The 19,866-nt window shown below is 58.7% G+C and carries 16 protein-coding genes and 5 pseudogenes; 6 read left to right on the top strand and 15 right to left on the bottom strand.

Features of this window, described 5'->3' with window-relative positions; all coding sequences use genetic code 11:
• Positions 1 to 246: 246 nt before the first annotated feature.
• A complete protein-coding gene (locus tag FXB40_RS41665; protein ID WP_148778063.1) occupies positions 247 to 1,761 on the bottom strand; it encodes a porin in 1,515 nt (504 codons plus the stop codon).
• A 462-nt stretch (positions 1,762 to 2,223) separates the two neighbouring features.
• On the opposite strand from FXB40_RS41665, the gene FXB40_RS41660 reads away from it, so the two are divergent.
• Positions 2,224 to 3,096 (top strand): recombinase family protein, encoded by an 873-nt coding sequence (locus FXB40_RS41660; RefSeq protein WP_148778062.1) that lies wholly within the window; start codon positions 2,224 to 2,226, stop codon positions 3,094 to 3,096.
• On the opposite strand, the pseudogene FXB40_RS41655 reads toward FXB40_RS41660, so the two are convergent.
• The 3 genes and pseudogenes from FXB40_RS41655 to FXB40_RS41645 form a co-directional block, all read right to left on the bottom strand.
• A pseudogene (locus FXB40_RS41655) lies at positions 3,070 to 3,660 on the bottom strand (Gfo/Idh/MocA family protein); the annotation flags it as partial. The gene FXB40_RS41660 and the pseudogene FXB40_RS41655 sit on opposite strands and share 27 nt — an antisense overlap.
• Positions 3,653 to 4,014: pseudogene (locus tag FXB40_RS49620) on the bottom strand (transposase); the annotation flags it as partial. The pseudogenes FXB40_RS41655 and FXB40_RS49620, both read right to left, overlap by 8 nt.
• Before the next feature lie 153 nt (positions 4,015 to 4,167).
• The gene (locus FXB40_RS41645; RefSeq protein ID WP_148778061.1) at positions 4,168 to 5,196 is read right to left on the bottom strand and encodes a lysozyme family protein; all 1,029 of its coding nucleotides are present in this window, start codon (positions 5,194 to 5,196) and stop codon (positions 4,168 to 4,170) included.
• 336 nt (positions 5,197 to 5,532) lie between these two features.
• On the opposite strand from FXB40_RS41645, the gene FXB40_RS41640 reads away from it, so the two are divergent.
• Positions 5,533 to 5,904 carry a hypothetical protein gene (locus FXB40_RS41640; RefSeq protein ID WP_148778060.1) on the top strand — a complete coding sequence of 124 codons (372 nt, stop codon included), beginning with the start codon at positions 5,533 to 5,535 and terminating at the stop codon, positions 5,902 to 5,904.
• Positions 5,905 to 6,618: 714 nt separating this feature from the next.
• On the opposite strand, the gene FXB40_RS50020 is transcribed toward FXB40_RS41640, so the two are convergent.
• Complete coding sequence (locus FXB40_RS50020) at positions 6,619 to 6,753, bottom strand: hypothetical protein (protein WP_283813014.1); 135 nt, start codon at positions 6,751 to 6,753, stop codon at positions 6,619 to 6,621.
• A gap of 35 nt (positions 6,754 to 6,788) precedes the next feature.
• On the opposite strand from FXB40_RS50020, the pseudogene FXB40_RS41635 reads away from it, so the two are divergent.
• Positions 6,789 to 7,855 (top strand): annotated as a pseudogene (locus tag FXB40_RS41635) (IS3 family transposase); the annotation flags it as partial.
• Here the strand turns inward: FXB40_RS41635 and FXB40_RS50610 are convergent.
• The 9 genes and pseudogenes from FXB40_RS50610 to FXB40_RS41590 form a co-directional block, all read right to left on the bottom strand.
• Positions 7,856 to 8,076, bottom strand: a pseudogene (locus FXB40_RS50610) (transposase domain-containing protein); the annotation flags it as partial.
• 43 nt (positions 8,077 to 8,119) lie between these two features.
• Positions 8,120 to 8,287, bottom strand: coding sequence for an IS66 family insertion sequence element accessory protein TnpB (gene tnpB / locus FXB40_RS41625; protein WP_430648182.1), 168 nt, complete (start codon positions 8,285 to 8,287; stop codon positions 8,120 to 8,122).
• Between the two features lie 111 nt (positions 8,288 to 8,398).
• A complete protein-coding gene (gene tnpA / locus FXB40_RS41620; RefSeq protein WP_148778059.1) occupies positions 8,399 to 8,794 on the bottom strand; it encodes an IS66-like element accessory protein TnpA in 396 nt (131 codons plus the stop codon).
• A gap of 89 nt (positions 8,795 to 8,883) precedes the next feature.
• On the bottom strand, positions 8,884 to 9,987 hold the full coding sequence (locus FXB40_RS41615; RefSeq protein ID WP_148778058.1) for a helix-turn-helix transcriptional regulator: 1,104 nt from the start codon (positions 9,985 to 9,987) through the stop codon (positions 8,884 to 8,886).
• A 33-nt stretch (positions 9,988 to 10,020) separates the two neighbouring features.
• A complete protein-coding gene (locus FXB40_RS48450; RefSeq protein WP_187437501.1) occupies positions 10,021 to 10,197 on the bottom strand; it encodes a hypothetical protein in 177 nt (58 codons plus the stop codon).
• A 599-nt stretch (positions 10,198 to 10,796) separates the two neighbouring features.
• A complete protein-coding gene (locus FXB40_RS41610) occupies positions 10,797 to 11,015 on the bottom strand; it encodes a hypothetical protein (RefSeq protein ID WP_148778057.1) in 219 nt (72 codons plus the stop codon).
• Positions 11,016 to 11,131: 116 nt separating this feature from the next.
• Entirely contained in the window at positions 11,132 to 11,470 is a 339-nt protein-coding gene (locus FXB40_RS50230) for a DUF2934 domain-containing protein (protein ID WP_148778074.1), read from the bottom strand.
• Between the two features lie 713 nt (positions 11,471 to 12,183).
• The gene (locus FXB40_RS41595; RefSeq protein WP_148778056.1) at positions 12,184 to 12,588 is read right to left on the bottom strand and encodes a hypothetical protein; all 405 of its coding nucleotides are present in this window, start codon (positions 12,586 to 12,588) and stop codon (positions 12,184 to 12,186) included.
• 65 nt (positions 12,589 to 12,653) lie between these two features.
• Positions 12,654 to 13,424, bottom strand: coding sequence for an outer membrane protein (locus FXB40_RS41590; RefSeq protein WP_148778055.1), 771 nt, complete (start codon positions 13,422 to 13,424; stop codon positions 12,654 to 12,656).
• A 370-nt stretch (positions 13,425 to 13,794) separates the two neighbouring features.
• On the opposite strand from FXB40_RS41590, the pseudogene FXB40_RS41585 reads away from it, so the two are divergent.
• A pseudogene (locus FXB40_RS41585) lies at positions 13,795 to 15,202 on the top strand (IS1182 family transposase).
• A gap of 563 nt (positions 15,203 to 15,765) precedes the next feature.
• Here the strand turns inward: FXB40_RS41585 and FXB40_RS41580 are convergent.
• Positions 15,766 to 16,782 (bottom strand): SphA family protein, encoded by a 1,017-nt coding sequence (locus FXB40_RS41580; RefSeq protein WP_246208282.1) that lies wholly within the window; start codon positions 16,780 to 16,782, stop codon positions 15,766 to 15,768.
• 536 nt (positions 16,783 to 17,318) lie between these two features.
• Between FXB40_RS41580 and FXB40_RS41575 the strand changes: the two genes are divergently transcribed.
• Together FXB40_RS41575 and FXB40_RS41570 are read left to right on the top strand one after the other, a co-directional pair.
• Positions 17,319 to 18,026 carry a tetratricopeptide repeat protein gene (locus FXB40_RS41575; RefSeq protein ID WP_148778053.1) on the top strand — a complete coding sequence of 236 codons (708 nt, stop codon included), beginning with the start codon at positions 17,319 to 17,321 and terminating at the stop codon, positions 18,024 to 18,026.
• A gap of 811 nt (positions 18,027 to 18,837) precedes the next feature.
• A complete protein-coding gene (locus FXB40_RS41570; protein WP_148778052.1) occupies positions 18,838 to 19,683 on the top strand; it encodes a helix-turn-helix domain-containing protein in 846 nt (281 codons plus the stop codon).
• Positions 19,684 to 19,866 lie beyond the last annotated feature (183 nt).

Here is a 19,866-nt window from a genome sequence, read left to right as displayed (position 1 = left end):
ACTTAGCGAGCGCGTCGGCACGAAGGCCAGCATCGGGGTGCACCTCAGATAGTGCCGCCAAGATCATCCATTCTGGACCAGAGATACCAAAGGGATACTCGAAGATTTCCTCAATTCGTCGGCACGACGATCTGACTCGTCCACGGCGGAGCACTCCACAAGCGGCACAAAGTCGGCTTCATTCCAATTAACGCAAAACCCCCGGCAGTTTCCCGCCGGGGGCTCCGATCAATCCATGGATCGATGTTAGAAGGTGCGCTGAGCGCGGAGGAGCAATTCGAGCGAGCCCTGGTCCTTAAGCTCGTACACAGCTGCCGGCTTGGCGGGGGAAGCAATAGCGGGGAGCGCAATCGTACCCGAGTACTTCTGGTCCAGACGCGAATAGCTCAGGTCCGCTGTGAACGCGAGGTTTTTGACCGGGGTCCACACGGTGTTGATACCAACGGCCGCGAAGTTGAAGTCCGGATTACAGGTCGAAGTGGCGGCACCGAATGAGGCGACCCAGTTACCGCAAATCAACGCCTTGCCCGTATCGCCGTACTTCAACTGAGCATAGGCACCATAGAGGCCGGTCGCCCAGTAGGGGTTCCAATTGTGGGTATAGCCACCGCGGAAGCCCCAGGTCTTGACGGTGTCGATGCCGGTACCAGTACCGAAGACGCCGTCAGCAATAGCAGCGATTCCGATGCTCTGGTACGCGATGCCGCTACCGCCGAACATGAAGAAGCTCTGCGGGAACAAGCTCTGGAAGTTGTAGCGGGACGCGCCATCCGTGTAGACAGCCTGCAAGTTGAGGCTGTCGCCAGGCCCGGTCGGGACATTCTTGATGGACAACGCACCCTGAACTGCCCAGCCCCACTTGTCGGACGGATGGCCGGAGGCTTCAGTCGTGCCGTAGTAGGCAGCATGGATCTCATGCGCGACAGCCGAGATCTGGGCCAGACCCCAGGCCTGATCGACGCGGACAGCACCGACGATGTCGGGGGAACGCGTGGCGCCCCAATCGTTGGCACCGTAGGCGCCCGTCGAGAACGCAGTGCCGGCAGCAGTAACCAAGGCAGCAGGCGTAGCCGCGGCAAATGAAGTGTTAAAGAGGTTCGACTGGCCACCGGCCGCCGTCGTCATGTCTTGCAACGCCACCGAAGCGGTGATGCCCTGGCCGAAGTCAGCCGTGTAGGCAACCTGGTTGATGCCGGTCACGTTGTTGCTGCCGCCCGGAAGGGTATCGGGACCGCCAGCCGGATAGCTCTGCCACGGGGTGTCGAAGATCGAGACCGTGCGGCCGAAGGTGAAGCCAGCGAACTGGACGAACGCGTGGTAGAGGCCGAGCGAGGCGGAACCGGTTCCGAACGCCGACGGGCTGCTGCCGGTGACGCCTGGGGTATCCCAGCTGAAGACCATGTCGGCGAAGGTACGAACCACACCATATTCGGTCGCCGTGCGGGTATCGACGGTGAGGTCCATACGTGCGCGGCTATGATAATAGTCGGTCAGACGATTGTTCGACCCGGCGTTCGTGCCTGTGCCGCTCTGCCGGAAGCCATAGTCGCCTGCGCCGCCGAGGATCATGTCGGCACGCGCGTAGCCGCCGAACTTGATGCAAGTGTCGGTGCCCGGCATGTAGTAGAAACCAGCACCGTAGAGCGAACAGATCTTCACGTATTCGACCGCCTTGGCCTTTACGGGAAGATCAGCCGCTTGTGCTCCGCTAACGGCGAGCAGCGCTGCCGCAGAACCGAGCAAAAGGCCCTTGAACTTCATTTTAAACCTCCAAGTTGAGGCTCCGTACAAATCATCGTACAAAGCCGTTTGAGCTACCCGCGAAAAATTCGTTGAAAATCAACGCATCCTCTTGGTTCAGGTCTACTTAAGCGAAAGACCTAAACGGGACGACCTTGGGATGCCCCCCTCCGTCGCCCGATCACCATGATCGATGGCCATTGCACACGCAACAACCGAACGACGGCAGACGGCCTCGAACAATTCGAATCTGGGCGGGTGTTGCACAAAAATCACGCAACAGTGACCATGCTGCAAGTCGAGTAACTCCTTGTTGTTGCTAGAATAATCGCCGTTCACAGGGGTGTGACGCTCTTTGCCAAACAGGGGAACCACCCGAAAAGCCCAAACGTCGCGACGCTTGTTTGGGCCCTGGGCAGTGGAAAAGCCGAATCGAGCCAACTAAATAGCGTTGCGTGTGTGCGTTCAGATGGGTGCCCCGAAATGTCGGACAATAAGAAAATTTCGGCAGCGCCAAGCTGGCTTGGACTGAGCGAGGATCGCGAACGCTACTTGTTCATTCCCGAACGCGCCGAAATCGTGAGGCGCATCTTTGAATTGGCGATCGGCGGAATGGGCAGCTACGCCATCGCCAACTACCTCGATGAGAAAAAGGTGCCAACCTTCACGCAATCCGAAACGTGGGATCACACCACGATCGATTACATGCTGAGAAACCGCGCGACCTACGGAGAGTACCAACCCAAGAGTTTTGCAGGTGGTCACAAAAAGGGCATCCCGAACGGACCACCGGTTCCAAACCACTATCCCGCGGTCATTGACAGGAACACATATGAAACCGCGCAGATCGCTCGCAAGCAGAACCTCGCGAACCGCGGTCGCAAAGGAAATGAACTCGCGAACATCTTTGCAGGTCTTCCAACGTGCGCCTATTGCGGCAACGAGGTCGTACTGCACCATGTCACAAATATTCAGGTGCTGGCCTGCGAGCAGGTTCTGAATGGCGTCGGATGCAGTCGCACCGCTTGGACATATCGAGACTTCGAAATTACCCTCTTAGGATTTTTGGCGCACCCTGCTCTGGCGGAAAGGCTTCAAGGCGAGCAAAAAGACAAGCTGATTAAGCTCATCGATAAGATCGTAGATCTCTCCACCAACCAAGAGCGCTCCTATGCGGTGCGGGTCGATATTGCCGTTCTGCTGAAGGAGATTGTAACGAAGATTGTCGTCCACTTTGCTGGCGACGTCTCAACTCCAAGGCTACCCTCTGCTCAGATCAGCAAAGATGTCAGAGGTCGTTATTTCGAAATCCGTCTCTGGGACGGCCGGCTAGACAAATGCCTTTCCATCTCCTGAGGCAAGAAGATTATAGGCTGGCTTGCCCTCAAACCGTTCGTTGCATGTTGCGGACTTCACGGTAGCATCGATGAACTTCACGCCTGCCAGACCATCCTCAACGGTTGGGAAGATCACCTCAGGACCTGGTTTTTGGCCGGGCATGGATGGCGCACGCTGCCTCGGCATAAATCGCGAAACCTTCAAGGTAACCTTCGGGATGACCAGGGGGAGCGCGCAACTCGACTCGCCTCGCCCAAAAACGCCGGCGCGCCCGAGTCAGGAGCTGCTTCGGCCAGCCGTAGGGCGTGAACCAGAGCCGGTTCGCATTCTCTTGCGACCATTCAAGACCGTCTTTGCTGCCGAAACGCGCAAGGTGAGGCTGTTCTCATTGCCGACGGCGATCTGGTTCGCCCAGAGCATGCCCTTGGCGCCGCCCTTCCACCTGAGGACGATCTGAACATCGTCATCGAGGCGCCGTCCCTCGACGAAGATCGACAGTTGTGCGAGCAATTCGTCGAGCTCGAGCCCGGTGACGCGAACCAGGGTGAGATTGTAGGCATGGGTGCCGATCTCAGACCTTGCGCAGCGTCAAGCCGTTGTCCTTACGGAAGTCCGCGATCGTCTTGTGATCTGGAGCAAGCCGTCCCAACAGCCACATCACTTCGACATCGCGTCCGGCCTCTCTTTCCAGCTGCGGCTCGACCGCACCCGGTTCTGATAGCCATAGATGTAAAGCTTAAGAAGTACCGAGGGATGGTACGATGGCCGACCAGTCGCGCAGGCTCAATTCCATCGAAACTCATCTCGGCCAAATCAAGCGTATCGACGAACACATCGATCATCCCGAACCGGATTGCTCTCGTCAGTGAAATCATCGAGGCATTCAAGCAACAGCGTCCATTGCCCACGATCCGCCTCTTCAATGAAGCGCCTCATCGATTCCTCCCGCAGAGCCACGAGAGAATCATAAGAGGGTACGGCGTTTTCACACAGCCAGGGCCATGAGCGGATTTGGTCTACCCGCTGAGTCTGTTTCGGCACGGCGGCTAAAGGCAGTGCCATCGTGGCAAGGCCCTGCCGACAACTGAGTTATTGGCTTGCCGCCGCAGCGGCGGTCGCCACATATTTCGTGTAGAATTCGGCGACCCGGCCGCGCCACATGCCGACGAACGCCTCTGACGTCACGTTGTCCACCGATTTCCAGGTGCGCTTGAACGCGGGAAGTGCATTGCCCCAGATCGCGCGTTTGCACCACCTCTCGCCCTTCTCCTTGCCTTCGCTGGTAGCGCACATGGATTTCCAGGCGGTGCGAGCGGGCCGGCTGATGTGCTCAGCGGCGCCTTCCCAGCCCTGCTGATGGATCAGGTAAAGGTCGCTCATGTCCGGCGCCCGGTGCGTGATCCACTCGAACTGAACGCCTTCGGTAATGATTTTGTAGGCGGCCGCAACGGCGTTGTCCCGCGGATTGCGAATCTGCCCGAAGCCGAACTTCCCGAACTCATATAGGCTCAGCTGAAACAGGCCGATATACGACCCGGTGCGTTGATTGGGGTTGAAACCGGATTCGATCTTGGCAACCGCCATCATGAAATTGAAATCGAGACCAAACGCGTCGGAAGCGCGCTTGATCTCTTCGGCCGGCGTTCCGACCGGAATGTCCTTGAACGCACGCAAGACGATCTCCGCCGGTTTCTCGGCGGGCGGCAGTTCGGACCAGACGTAGTAGACCAGATAACGGAAATCCTGCGTCGACGCCGCTTTCGGAGCATCGTTGGACGCATCGCGTTCTGCCGGCAGCAGTTGGACGATATCCTGTCCCAACGACGCCAATTTTGGCGCGACGGGTTCATCGACGATCTGGGCTCCGGTGCTCAACGGCCCGGAACCTGCTGACGTCGCCGAGCCAAGCTCTGATCTTTCTGCCCGAAGCGCTGCCGCAAGTCTGGCGGATGCCTCGGCGTACAAGGCAGGCGTCACCATGTCCGCAGGAGCCATCATGTTCGCTGCCGCTTCCGGCATGACATCTGGCTCCGTCGCGGCCGGTGTGTTGCCGCCGGCCAGATAGAGTCCCACGGATGCGATGACGCACATGATAAAGCTGGCCTGCAAAACCTTCATTGCCCGAAGTCCACGGATGGCTTCTGCACGAAGGGTGTTCGCATGTTTCCTGTGGCCTGTGGTGAGCCCTCCTTCGTAAAATCTTAAGGTTTAAATGTGGTGAACGAGAGCAGACTTTCTGCCTCGCCACTCATCGAACGTGCCCCGTTTTGGGTCACAAGCGGCCCCTGGCGGGAGACGCTCGCGGGGTCGGTATTGGTCACAAGCGGCGGTCCAGGCAACCGCGGCTCGACGTCCGGTTGACCGGCGACGGCCGACATTGAACCGGCACCACGTCCCGCAGCTCACGAGGGGCACAGAGCCGCGCTGCGGGCAGCGGAAGCTGAAGAGAGATCAATGACCGTCTTCGTCTACGTGAACACCGCCAAGCAGGTCGGCGACGTCGAGCACATCAAGGTCTTTGCCAAGGTCGAAGCCGCGGAAATCTGGTTCGAGGAGAACGACCCGGAACTCCGTCCATCCCTTGTCAAACCCTTTCATAAAGGCTTGCCAAGCTTGGGTTTCACTATTCCTCATCCCGCCGCTCACGCCATCCAGTTCCCTGATCATCAATTCACGTTCGCTGTTTCACGATCGCTCAGCTCTTTTTCTGCGCGTTCATGTCTGTCTCCTGTGATTGGACGAAAGGACCATCCGTCTCGTCTGGTTGAGGAGAGTAGCACCCCTCACGGTTTTAACAGCCACTGCAATTTTCAATCAGGCAGCTAGCGATGGAAACAGGCCAGCACCTTGGGGCGCTTGAGGTTCCGTGAAATGAGAAGGCAAAGGCCGCAGGAGCTGTCCTGGGACAGCTCCCACGGCGACGCCGCGACGTTCCGCACGATCGGCACGGCACCCCTTAGGCCTAACACATGGGCCCGCCAGCGTGAACTGCCGGGCTCACAAATCAGTTCGCACCCGGATTGTCCTTGTTGCGGCGGGCAGGTCATTTCCACGCTCACGCCGAGCGCGGCAACATAGTTTTGGGACCAAGCACACCCCCGTTGAAAAACCGAAGCCTATCGAAATTCGGAAGCTTCAACGCGAGGCCCTTCGCGCAAGACGGAGAACATTCACGAGACATAAAGCACGCGAGCCAACTCGCGGCGGCTTTGTTCACAAGTGTACCATGCGAAGGAAATGGATGCAGCCTACCCTCGCTGAGCGTCGGTTGGATTCGCCTCCGTTCCGAAGCGTAAGCGGCCTCAGCTCATCACCCTTCCAAAGCTGAGGTCGCTTGCTCCTTCCGAAGCAGGGATTTTGCACGAGAGCCGATCCATACTGGCTAACCGTCGAGCTGGCGGAGCGGCCGGCGAGCACGCCCCTTGCGCTCGCCCGCCACTTGCCCGAGCAGCAGCAGTGTTGCTTAGATCAGGGCCACGAGAACTGACGTCGTGCCGCTCCGGAAATGCTGTAAATTAGCCAGGTCGCGGCGTGGGCGGGTCACGCCTCGCCAGCTTTATAGAAGACCTTGCCGTCCTCACGCACAACGAATGGATCACCACCAGCGCCCAGTCTTCCCTGGACAATCTTCATCGCTTCGGCAATTGCTTGAGCTGCTGCCGGTTTGATGGACACCGAGACTAGGTGTTTCATGAAGCCGGAGGTGGGCGATGAAGAGACGAAAGTTCAGTCGCGAGTTCAAGGTCGAGGCGGTCAAGCTGGTCCGGGAACGTGGGGTGTCGGTGGCGCAAGCCGGCCGTGACCTGGATGTTCATGAGAATGTTCTCCGCAAATGGGTGAAGGAGTTGGGCTCCGACCCGGCGCAAGCCTTTCGGGCAGATGAAGCCGGAGCAGCAGGAGATCGATCGGCTGCGCCGTGAGGTCGCCAAGTTGAAGGCGACATGAAGTTCGCCTTCGTCGCGAAGCACCGGACGATCTGGCCGGTGGCATGGCTATGCGATGCGCCGGGAGTGTCGCGGTCGGGCTTGCATGCCTGGCTGAACCGCTCCCCCAGCGCCAGATCCCAGATCCCGCAGCGACGAGGAGCTCGGCGGCAAGGTCAAGGCCAGCTTCGCCGCCAGCGACCGCACCTATGGCGCACGCCGGGTGTGGCGTGACCTGCTCGCCGACGGGGCGGATTGTGGCCTGCACCGGATTGAGCGGCTGATGCGCCTGCAAGGCTTGCGGGCCCGGCCACGACGTCGGCGCTTGCCGAAGGACAGCGGCGATCGACAGCTCGAGACCGTACGGGCGAACCTCCTTGACCGGCAGTTCGCCGCCGAGCGGCCGAACCAGAAGTGGATCGCCGACGTCACCTACCTCTGGACGGCCGAAGGCTGGCTCTATGTCGCAGCGGTGATCGACCTGTTCTCACGCCGCGTGGTCGGCTGGTCGATGAGTGCCGCCATGACGGCACAGCTCGTGACGGACGCATTGTTGATGGCCGTCTGGCGGCGCGGCAAGCCGGATGCGCTGTTGCATCATTCCAGACCAGGGCAGCCAGTACACCAGCGAACAGTTCCAGCGCCTGATGGCCGACCACGGCATCGTTTGCAGCATGAGCCGCTCCGGCAACGTCTGGGACAACGCGGCGATGGAGAGCTTCTTCTCCTCGCTCAAGACCGAGCGTACGGCCACCAAGATCTATCGAACCAGAGATGAGGCACGCGCCGATGTGTTCGACTACATCGAACGATTTTACACTACCCGCAGGCATTCGACCATCGGCTATCTCAGCCTCGATGGCGAGTTCGAGCTGCTCGACCAGCAGCTTGCCGCGTTCAGAAGATTGCCCGAACTGTTCTCGCCGTGCCTTGGCCAGCATCAGCTTCAGCCGCTCGATTTCCAGCCGGCCGACGGTCACTTCGCTCTTCGCCAGCGTCAGCTGTTCGCGCTGCGCAATGATCATCGCATCGCAGCGGCAAGGTCGGCGGGAAGCGGATCGGCGGGCGTCGTCACGAAGACGAATCAACCATATTCGTCGCAAAAAATCCCGCTCGATTTAACCGGAAGCCTGTGGACGCCAGGTTGCCTGCGGCATTCGCCAATCAATCCCGGAGAGGAGATAAGATAGCTGCGCAACGCTGATCGTCACAACGCCGTCCGCCAGTGACGGCCACAAAAAGCGGCCTCGCTCCAGCCGCTTCGGAAACGTAGAGATCACCGGCATGCGGATCACGCTTCAAACTCTCCTGGACCAGCCGCGCAAGGCTCGGGAAGCCGCGGCGCATATCGGTATGGCCGGTCGCAAGCCACACCCGCACATTACCCGGTATTGCAATCATCGGCGCTCAAGCACCTCAAGGACCCGCGCCAGCGCTTCTGGATCAACGTGCGCGTCCACTCGGATGCGTCGCCGGTTACCAAGGTCGATCTCGATCAATCCAACGCGCGCGGCCACTACAGCCCGCCCTCGGATATCACCCGCAAGTAAAAGCTTCGGAGTTTCCTCCGCTTCCGTAGCGGCGATCTGCACCGGCGCAAAAGATGGTATGACCTGCTCGGATGTCCGCGCTTGTCGGCGCCAGGTAAACACCAGGCTGGCCGCTACTCCGTTGCGACGCGCAACCGCAGTCACCTTTGCGCCCGGCGCCAACGTCTCCTCGACAAGCCGCGCTTTGTCATCCTGCGACCAGCGCCGCCGACGCTCCAGCCCGCCCAAAATCTCGACCCGCATCGCCTGATGACCTTAAAGCTAGACTTAAGGTCACACGCTTGGCGAATTACAGCGCGTCAGACAAGACGGCGTCCGCCGGATGCGTACGCTTAAACTTGCCCTTTTACAACTCCGATGGCAGCAAGGAGAGCCGCAAGTTCAGCCTGTTTTTTCGTTCCTGTCTTGGCGAAAACCCGTCTCAGGTGCGTCTTGACCGTATTGCGAGAGAGCCCGAGGCCAAGCGCCAAATCCGAGGTTGTGCCGCTGGACAAAGCACAAACTGCGACCTGCGCCTCGGCTGCGGTTAGGCCGTAGGCATCTACCAACTGCCGCGTCGCTACCGTCCCTCTGCGCGTGGGATCGATCACGAAAGCTGCGCAGGCAGCTTGGCAAATATACGCTTCGGCTGGGACACTTATCTCCCGGCTTCGCAACCCAACAACCACCACGGTCGGGAGCCGACTCCGATCAAAGGAAGGCAGGCTCATCATTCCACCGGCGCCTCCCGCCAACGTCGAGCCAATCATGCGGATGAGGCGTCGCGAATGCAGCGATGACCACGTAGCGATTGACGGCCGGAGCCGCAGCGTGCCCTCTTCTTCCAAGGAACAGGCCTTGCTGTTTGCAAAGAGGACATAGCCGCGGGGTCCCATCAGCACGACACCGTCCGCCAATGTCTCGATGACGTCGAACGCCGCGTTGCGGAGTGCCGCGTACCCAGAGAGGCGGAAACCCAGGGTGACCGATCGGCACAAATGGGGCGCCAGAAATTCAAGCGTCTTCCGCTCCAGGGACCCGAACTCACCATTGTTTCTGCGTCGGCATATGTTGAATGCGACGCGGAAATCGTCTTTTGCTGCAAGGGCGATCATCGCATTATGGACGACACCTTGAGGCCTCAACACCTCGTCGTAGAAGCTCGAGTTCTCGAGCTTGCTCAGGGGTACAACTTCGTCAGACAAGACCAGGCGACCGACAGGCTTGTCCTCCATGCCGACCGACCATGGATTCTGCATATGGCGTTCCTGGTAGACTTGATTGCACTCCGCGCTCAAGCGGCCGTTATAGTCGAAGTAGACCTGCTCCGCGGCGATGGACTGTCCAAAAAGTATTCCGCCCTCGCATTGCGTCGCGTCGGCAATGGCGGTGAGAACCGAAGGCCACAGGTCGTGCTCGCCGGCCGCGTCGTAGATCAGATCAAGGATCCGTTCCATAGCCGCTTTCCAGAATTGCCTTTCAGCGAACACTCACTTCCGAGAAGCTAAAAGCGAATCCTTGTGAACGACCTGGACGTTTTGGTCGGTCGCGAACGCGAACACGACGATCAACGCAAGCAACGATCCATAAAAGCCGACGACGGCAAGCCGCCATTTTCGTAACAGGCCACGCTCGGAGGCCGAAGGTTCGTAAGAGAATTTCTGCATGAAAGCTCTCCGACTGCAAAGACTGCCAGGAGTAAATCCAATGCGATCAAGTCTTGGCTCGTGACTTCGATTGGAGAAGTTCGAGCGACATTTTACGTTTCTTCCGACAAGACACGTGTGAACCAATTCACCACGTACAACGGTCTCTCAGATACCGGCGCAGATATTTGCAGAATTAGCGGGTTCGCGACTGCGAGGCATCACCCAGGGGGTGAGAAATAGTGAAACATGGGCGAAACGGCCGAGATTTCGTCGATGGCATCAAGTTGCATTCTTCCGATACACAACTAAGCGGAGCGACTGCAGTTGGTCTTTAAGTTGTCATCGTTCTGTTGCATCCAAAATGCGACCTTGCTTCGCCGGGAAGCCGCAAGCCTTAGCCCCGGTTCAGACGAGTGCATTTGGGGGCGATGATGTCTCAGCCGTCGTTAGTCGGGCTCCTGGTAGGGACCGTTGGGTTGGCTTTGGCATTTCGGTGATTGCCGGTAAGCCGCCTGTCATCACAAGGGTCGACTTCTGGCCACGGCTGAGAGCCGGTAGGCGCGTTGCTCGAGACGACTGAGGTATGCGCACATCTGCCTCGCGTCGTTGAATGGCTGTCACCACAATGATGGAAAGCCGAGCTTGCTAAGCCATCCCAGCGCCGCGGAGCCGAGGAGCGAAGTCATTGCGGTCCAAAACCACGAACGGCCGCGGGCGGCACTGATCGAGCGCAGATACAGGAAGGCACCGAGCAGCGTGCCGTAATTCCTGCGGAAGTCCCCATTCAGCTTCGCGACCTTGGACAGCTCGCACGATAGTTCAGCTTCTTCCGACATGCTGGCCTCTCACGCATTGGACCAGCATCTTATGAACCCTTGTTTTGCCCGACGGGTCAACAAGAATTCGATTATTCAGCATTTTTGATGAAGGATGGGCTCTCGCAGCTTCTACCTCAAATATTCCAGACGACCGATGGCCTTTTTGGGGCCCGCGGCCGAGAAATCGATCCGGTCGGTGGAAAACCCTCTCGCGCTTTCAGCGCGATCAATGCCGCAGGGGTCCCCGCTATGGTTTGATGGGATACGCCAAGCAAATGGCCCGCCAGGGGACGTGGCCTAGACAGTAGATTGTCCGTCATGCCCGGAGGCAGCTCGCCTTGCGCTGATCGTTCGGCGAGGAGTTGTTTCTCGGCATCATACCAGAGCGTATCCATCTTCCCGCTCGGTTCGCCGGCATCCCTCCACAGCTGGTAGGCTCTCGCGCGAATGTCGTCTTCGCTTAAACCTGACATCATCCTTGGCCTCCTCGCTTATGTCGAAGAAACTGATATTGCCTGCGGAGTGCGGCTTCCGTTTACGTGGCCGCCTAGGCCCGGCCCCGTCAGGTGCAGTTCCATAAGGGCTATTCTCTGCAGGGTCGCCATGTCGCGCTCTCCACCCTTAGCGGTACGCAGGATTGATTCAGCGATAATATTGGCGTGCGCCGAGTGAATTGGCTCCGGAAGCGTCGCCACGGCAGCATGCAGGGCTGAGGTCATAGCCTCAACTCACATCTGGGGGAAACGCCGCATTGGCGAAGTTTTGCATATTCCGAGACTCGATGCGCCCATGCGCCTGAAACAACAGTCTTTCGACTTTGCAGTTCCGATGTGAAGTTTCTGTCGATCGCTCTCCGCCCGCAAAGCGCTGACTCGCAACGTGCAATGCTATTCGCCCCACATAGGCAACAATGTGAGGCTTTTTCCATAACGCAGGAACGAACCGCAGGAGCGGGCCTTGGTCGCTAAGGGAGTCGACGATGAGCCTTGATGACGCGATCCGCGACCTGCCTGCCGATCAGGCCGTTCGGCAGACCGAACGATAGCGTCGAGTGCGGTCCGCCCGAGTGACGGCGCGGAGGAACTCAAGACCATCGCGATCTTCTGCGGCCTGGGACTGCTGCTCTCGTTTGTCGCGGCCATGTTTCACGGCCCCGATTTCGCTGCCTTCTGACGCGCTTACGCCTTCAGGACGCGGTCGCTCGAGCTCGTTCGCGTCCTTCGCGACGACGCTCGCGCCGTTCCCGCCTTCGCTTCGCTCGCTCCGCGAGCGGCGGCAACGGAGGCACTGACGCACCGACTGTCTCGGCCGGAACCACCTCGAGCGGTTGGTCGAGCACAGTGCGTGCCTCCATGAACTCAAGCACCGCCCGCCCCTTGTCGGTGATCTTCCACCCGCCGCTTTCGCGATCAACCAGACCTTGCGAAAATATATCGAGGTCCGGCACGCGCGCCGCCAGCCGCTTGGTCCGGTCGGCCCAGTCTCGACCACTGGTCGCCAAGATCGCCATGTCGCGCTTGATGTCGTCCATCACAGCGAAGCCGCCCGGATAGGACACCAAAATCTTCAACACCGTGACCTGAAAATTCACAGCCGAGTCTCACTCATTGCTACACAGTCGGCCCCCCGGAAAGGGCTTCGCGCAGTCCAGTGCGATCAGTATCTCGCCGCAATCGGGGCACCGAAGCCACCGAAGCGATAGTTCAACCGAACGGTGACCATGTCCACATCTTGGCTAACCCTGTCGCCGAGGAGGGTAACGCCACCGGGTGTGAGCACACCTGCGCCCGCGAAGGTGCGGTTGTCATTCCCCATCCAGAGGTGGTCGTATTCAACACCGACCGACCAGTTCGGCGCGAAGCCATACTCCCAGCCAACGCCCAAGGCACCGCCCCAGCGCGTGTGGCTGGCCGAGTCAAGACCAACGCCGGTGAGGTTGTTGAAGACATCAAGACGATTGTGGGTCACGGCCGCACCACCCTTCACGTAGAGCAGTGACGCGTTCCACGCCCAACCGAGTTGGGCCGTGAAGAGGCCAATGCCGTCGGTTTTCCCTGTGGTCGAAAGCAGGGGATCGATCAGGCTGACGCGCGTGTTCTTGATGTCGGCCCAATCGCCCTGCGCTTCCAATCCCAACACAAACTGATTGGTTTGCCAGCGATACCCGATCTGTCCGCCGACAAGACCACCGGAGCGAGAAGCGCAACCACCCGCCACTGTTCCTGCGAGCGTGACGAAATCCACACAACCGCGACTTTGGCCCCACCCGCCATTGGCGCCGATGTAAAAACCAGTCCAGTCATAGATGGGAGAGGCAATCGGCGGCGGCGCCTTGGTGTAAGGACGCGCCGCCAAATCAGCCGCCGACGCGGGGACAGATAGACTCACGACCATCATCCCGGCCGCGGCAATCAGAAGCTTTTTCATTACGAGAAATCTCCCAGAAAGAAGTTCAAAAAAGGCACGATGCCCACCTGCGTGGTCAATACTATTCCGTTCGCCTGCAGGTTGATGTAGCCAAGCCGCAACACTCGACTCAGATGTTGAACGACAATTCTTCAAAGCCTTTAATCAATTACGGGAACTACATGCCTGCCAACGTGCATATTGCGAATGAGAAAACCGCCAGCCTGTAGCGACCCCAGCGTTGGGCTTACCTAAAAAAACGATCGATCATGCCTCACCAAGCGGACCTCGTGGAGCGATGTCGCCACTTCTCCGATGGGCCCGGCTGTGTGAAAATGCTCTGTTTGCCTTGATTCGCGCGGTAAGATTCCCTGCGTTTGCGGGGCATCTGATGAAGCGCTTTGTTGAAGGGTTGGATCGCGGGCAGAGCACACTGTTTCCGGCATCGCTCGACGACTACGTGGCCGAGGACAATCCGGCGCGTGCGGTTGACGCGTTCGTCGACGGACTCGATCTGGATAAGCTCGGCTTCGGTGGTGTGCAGCCACTCGACACGGGGGACCTGGCTACCATCCCGGCATGATGCTCAAGCTCTACATCTACGGCTACCTCCAATCGCGTGCCGTCGAGCCGACGCCTGGAGCGGGAATGCCAGCGCAGTATCGAGATGATCTGGCTGACCGGGCAGTTGGCGCCGGACTTCAAGACCATCGCGGATTTCCGCAAGGACAACGGCAAGGCCATTCGGGAGGTCTGCCGCGAGTTCGTCGCGCTGTGCCGCAAGCTTGATCTACTTGTTGCAGCGAGCGTCGCCATCGATGGATCGAAGTTCAAGGCCGTCAATGCGCGGGATAAGAACTTCACCGAGGCAAGATGAAGCGGCGCCTGGAGCGGATCGACGAGAGCATCGCCCGGCATCTCTCGCAGCTCGAGACCGCCGATCGGCACGGCGATGCAGTGCCAGAGGCAAAGGTTGCGAGGTTGAAGGGCAAGATCGAGAAGCTCAAAGAGGAGATCGTTCGGCTCAATGCGATAATGCGGAGATGATGAAGAGCGAGGACAAGCAGATCTCGCTGACGATGGCGACAAGTGGCAAGGACACTGGGATCGTTGGCTATAACGTGCAGATTGCAGTTGATACGCAGCATCATCTCATCGTGGCTAACGAGGTGACCGGCGTGGGTAACGATCGCCAACAACTCGCCAACATGGCTGGGCAGGCTCGCGACGAGATGGCTGTCGAGACGCTCGAAGTCGTGGCAGACCGCGGCTATTACGATGGAGAGGAGATCAGGGCTTGCGAGGAAGCCGACATCACGGTGACGCTACCGAAGCCGCTGACTTCGGTCGCCAAAGCAGCAGGCCGCTTCGGCAAGCAGGACTTCGTCTATGTCGCCGCCGCCGATGTTTATCGCTGTCCCGCCGGCGAGCGGCTAACTTATCACTATACGAACGTAGAGGGCGGAAAGACACTGCTCCGCTATTGGACAAGCACCTGCAAAACCTGCGCGCTAAAAGCTCAGTGCACGACAGGCCCTGAGCGCCGCATCTCGCGCTGGGAGCACGAGGCAGTTCTGGGGAAAGTTCAGCATCGGCTCGACCATAACCCCATTGCAATGGGTGTCCGCCGTCAGCAACCGTTCGGCACGATGAAGTGTTGGATGGGAGCAACGCACTTTCTCACGACAAAGCTGCCAAAGGTGGCCACAGAGATGGCGCTCAACGTACTCGCCTACAACATGAAGCGTGTGATGACGATCGTGGGCGTAGGCGGATTGCTGGAGGCGATGCGGGCGTGAGGCCGGCCTCTGCGCGACTTAGCGCTTAGATGAAGCTTCTGGTTGCCCCCAAGAGAACAGGAGGTCGACCCCATCGCATCAAAGGCTTCGGCGGCCGCGGAATGCGCCGGTAGGCCTCAAGTTGCACGGTTTTCGCACGGCTTGGGCCACAAACGAACTCATGCAGCGCAACATCACTCGGTCAGATCGTCGACGCGGTCATGGATGGAGAGGTCGGCTGGCGTTGCCGCTTACGGCGGAAAAGGCAAGTCGGTCATCCTGGTCCTGAGCCAGTACAAGTGTATCGGGTGCAGTCCTGGTAAATCCCCCGACACTCGAACGATGCTAACTGGTTCAGACGACGACAGTCGCGATAGCGTGCACGGCAAGTATTTACGCATTGCTCTTTAGCGATCTGAGCGCGCACCAAGGTATCAGAGCCATGATCGGCATCGCGAGCAGTGAGTCTTCCAATACTCAAGGGCAGATGCAATGCAAATAGCACGCAGATGACGGCCAGCGACAGCTTCATGCATTTCACGTTCAGCTCCCTTTTTTTGGACCTGAAGGTCGGCAGCTTTGGCTTAATATTTTCTGACGATCGGTTTTGTCGTCGGAGGCGCTCCGGGCGCGGGCGGCGAGATCGAGAAGGTCAGCCAGGTATTCCAGCCGGCTGGCCGGTTTTCTGCAGCGAATTCTCCGTAAGCCTTAAAATTGAGATAGCCCTGCATGTCGCCGACCGGAAAAAGGAACCCGATCTGGGGGCCGATGCCGACCACCTGAGACTGGAAGCAGCCGACACGGTCGCCTGAGCCGCTATCGCAGCCGAGTTCCTTATAAACATAGCCGACGAGGCCAACCATCACCTGCTTCGACAGAAACTGCGATGCACCCCAGTCGAAGTGCAGGTCGACGCCGCTCTGGTACTGCGTCGCAGTATTTTTGAGATTATAGGTGAAGCCCAGCACACCGGAGACTTCGTGGCCGGTCTGCGGATTGAAATAGGTGTAGCCGCCGCCGGCATCGATCGCGCCGTGTCCGATGCCTAAATTCGACAGGCGATCGGATTGGTAAGCGCCAACCGGGATGTCGCCCGTGATGTAAGTCATGTAGTTATGGACGCCGGCGTTCCATTTCAATTGGAACATCGGCGCGAGATCCCCGAAGCCCCATGTCGTGTCGCTGATGGTATCGGACCGCGCGAAGGGAACGCTACCGAACGGCGGCACCGTGGCCACGCCGGACAAGGTCCCCGCCAGGCTGGTGCCGACGACGCCATAGGCGGCCAACATGGATACCGACGCCTGGCCGCCGAGCACCGGCGTTGCAAACACATAGCTCGGGAGCACAAATCCAAGGTCGCCGGTGGCGTGGAGATTCAAATTCAGATTTGCGTTGACGGTTACGTTCGCCGGCACCCTGCCGAGCGTGAATTCACGCGCACGCGCGACGTCGGCGCCGGCCGATACGGAGGTATGGTAGTAGATATTCGCCCATGACCAGCCCGGCTGTTGCGGTGTGGCCGCGAGGCTTCCAAAGAGGCCTGGGATCCAGAAACTGACGCCGCTTTCATCGGCCCGCGCACAATCGGAAAAAAACATGACTGCATGTGCCAAGACAATCGCAGCAACGCCAAGTCTCCGTCGACGTGCTAATCTCGGTCGCTCACTCTCCGCCGCTGGCAGTGCAATTCTCGCCGTCATGTCGTGCCTCGTAAGATGTGTCGCCTCCGAATACAACTCGGTGACAGCGTAACCCCTAGGCGACCAGGGTTCATCATGTAAAATTCAATGGGGAAGATCTGTCGTAAAAAAGATCAGTACTGCGACCCAAGAGCCACATTCGGTAACCCACCTCTCATAGCTGGAAATTTTGAGTATGCAGTTTGTGCCACTGATTTTATTTTCGGACCCCAACGAGTGAAAAAAAAACGGCTCGCTTTCGCCGGCGTCTCTTTCTGCAACGCGATGCCAGCCGGTGTTAGGTCGCATATTCAGCCATGAAGCAGCCGTCTCTTGCTCGTTTGCCGCCAGAGACACTGTATTCGCTTACGGCTAGGCTTTTGCGGCTCATCGAACCGCCATCTCACGATTGCTTATTGGCAATCGAGTGTGACCAAGAGCAAAGTTGCCAGACGATGAACCTCAAGCTCATGGTCGTCGCCGTCGTTCTAGCGTCAGTCTTCGCCGCACCTGTGGCCGCTGGCCCATTCGAGGATGCGGTCGATGCTAACGCCAGAGGCGACTACGCCAAGGCATTGCGTCTTATTCGTCCGCTGGCCAATGATGGTGACGCCGCAGCCCAATTCAATCTTGGCTTAATGTATGTGGCGGGCCACGGCGTGCAGCAAGATTGTGCTGCCGCAGCAATATGGTTTCGCAAAGCTGCAGAGCAAGGCTACGCCCTGGCCCAGTCCAATCTCGGGACCCTGTATCTCTACGGCCAAGGCGTGGCGCAGGACGATACCGAGGCCGTGACGTGGTTTCGGAAGGCTGCAGACCAGGGCGACGCCATCGCCGAGTTTATGCTCGGGAATCAATACGTAAACGGCAAAGGGGTGCCGCAGGACTTTAGTGAGGCTTTGATCTGGTTTCAGAGGGCTGCCGAGCAAGGCCATGCTGTCGCCATGCTCCATCTCGGGGTCATGTACGCCGAAGGCCGAGGTGTGCCGCAGGACTATGTCCCTGCCCACATGTGGTTCAGTCTATCGGCGGCACAGGGTGAGAAAAAAGCGGCCACGACCCTAATACAAATGGCCGAACGAAAAATGATCCCAGCTCAGATAGCCGAAGCGCAGAAGCTCGCGCGCGACTGGAAACCGGCTAAGCAGCCACCTTCTCGTTAGTGGAATTCCTATTGCAGTGCTGAGGCCCTATGGGTCAAAAAACGCGAGGTGGGCAGATCGACCTATCTCGTGCACGGTTTCGAGCACCTTATGTCGGGAACGGGATGACGTCGACACTCCATGCGCCGCTATTGGGCTAGGGTTCAATGTCGGCTCGGGGTCAAAATGCGAAGAACTCAACCTGAGCAAATGTAGTCCGCCATGCCGCTGAGCGGATCCTCAATATGGCGCGCCACGACTTCGCTGATGTGCCAACAACGGAAGCAGTTGGCCAGTGGTGGCGATCAATTCACTTCTCGAAGCACCTCTTGAGGCTCGCGAGCATCCGGTATCCATCTGCCAACTGCAGCAACCGCTCCTGCTCGCATGATGGTGGCAGGGACGCGGCTTCCCGTCGCATCGCACTCTCGCCTTTCGCCGCACTGCACTGCGGTCAATGGCTTCGCTCATCGCTCCTCTCCTTCCTTGATCACCGCCCGAAGCGCTCCAGAATGCTTGATTGTTCGCGCGCTGAGAAGTCTGTCGCTCTTACGACACACAACCTATGCGATTTGGGCATCGCTCAATAATTGTCGATTTTGGCCGATTTTGCATAGTCTTGGGACTTTAGTCATATTAGGCTCAGTGCTGTTGCTCGCTCAGGGTGTATGCGTACCATCGGAGCACAAAAGTGAAGCGTAGTAGAATCCTCCTTTTCGCTGACCCTGCGCAGTACTCAGCGAATATCCGGTCCGCCGATATAGAGGTATTGCCAACCTCGAAGGGGGTGTTCGAGGCCCAGCTCACGCAAGTGACGTTGGACCAACTGTGGATGCAACGCTTCGAGGAAACTCTGTCGCGTGTGCATAGAGGCGCGATCAGGCCGGACCGCAAGGTGTTCACCTTCCTGACCGAAGATCAGCCGGAGGTGTACAACCGAGGCCAGCTATTTTCGCCGGGTGAACTGTGCGCCAACGACTGCGACATGCAGCACGTCGTGACAACCGGAAGATACCGCCTCGGTGGTGTGTCAATTAGGCCGAGCGATCTTGCCGCAGCGTCCAAATCGATGATGGGTTTCGAATGGCAACCGGAGCCCTGCGCCCGCTTTCTCCGGCCCGCGCCAGAGCTGATGAAACGATTGCTTGAACTACATGCGATGGTCGGAGCTTTCTCCAATGCGACCCCGGAGCTTCTAGAGTTTCCCGAGGTTATTCGCGCGGTTGAGCATAAGTTGACCCACGCCTTGCTCGCCTGTCTGACCGATTGCAATGCTTCGAAAATGAAGATGGCTGGGCCAGGACACAGGACTATCGTTGCCCGGTTCGAGGCATTTTTAGATGCGCACCCCAATTCACCATTGAATTTAGAACAGGTCTGCGCGGCTGTCGGGGTAGCTGAGCGAACGCTGCGGGCTGCCTGTGAGAACCACTTGGGAATGGGGCCTATCCGTTATCTAAACTTGCGGAGAATGCACCTTGTTCGCCGCGCGTTGGAGCAAGCAACATCCTGCTCCGCAACGGTCACGGAGATTGCCATGTCACATGGGTTCTGGGAACTCGGTCGCTTTTCAGTTGCCTATCGCGAATTATTTAACGAGCGGCCGCTTGCTACTCTTCGTCGCCCGCCAAACGACCGACCGACCAGAGCGGGTCGCCCCTCACAGCTTGTTGCGTGAGTCGCGGGCCAAGTTCGAGAACCGCTTTGGGTCAAAGGCGGCGGTATACACCGCAGGCGATGATTCTGCTCTACCCTCGATACCAGACCAGCCGACGCACCGCGTCAACGGAAGCGATGGGCCATGTGTGGACGGCTCCAGGTTGGCAAGAAGAATCTTCACGTCGCAGCATTGGTCGGAGCA

It is taken from the genome of Bradyrhizobium rifense (assembly GCF_008123425.1).
GTDB classification, from domain to species: domain Bacteria; phylum Pseudomonadota; class Alphaproteobacteria; order Rhizobiales; family Xanthobacteraceae; genus Bradyrhizobium; species Bradyrhizobium rifense.
The sequence above is the reverse complement of the archived record's forward strand: the minus strand, read 5'-3'. Positions and strand labels throughout refer to the sequence as shown.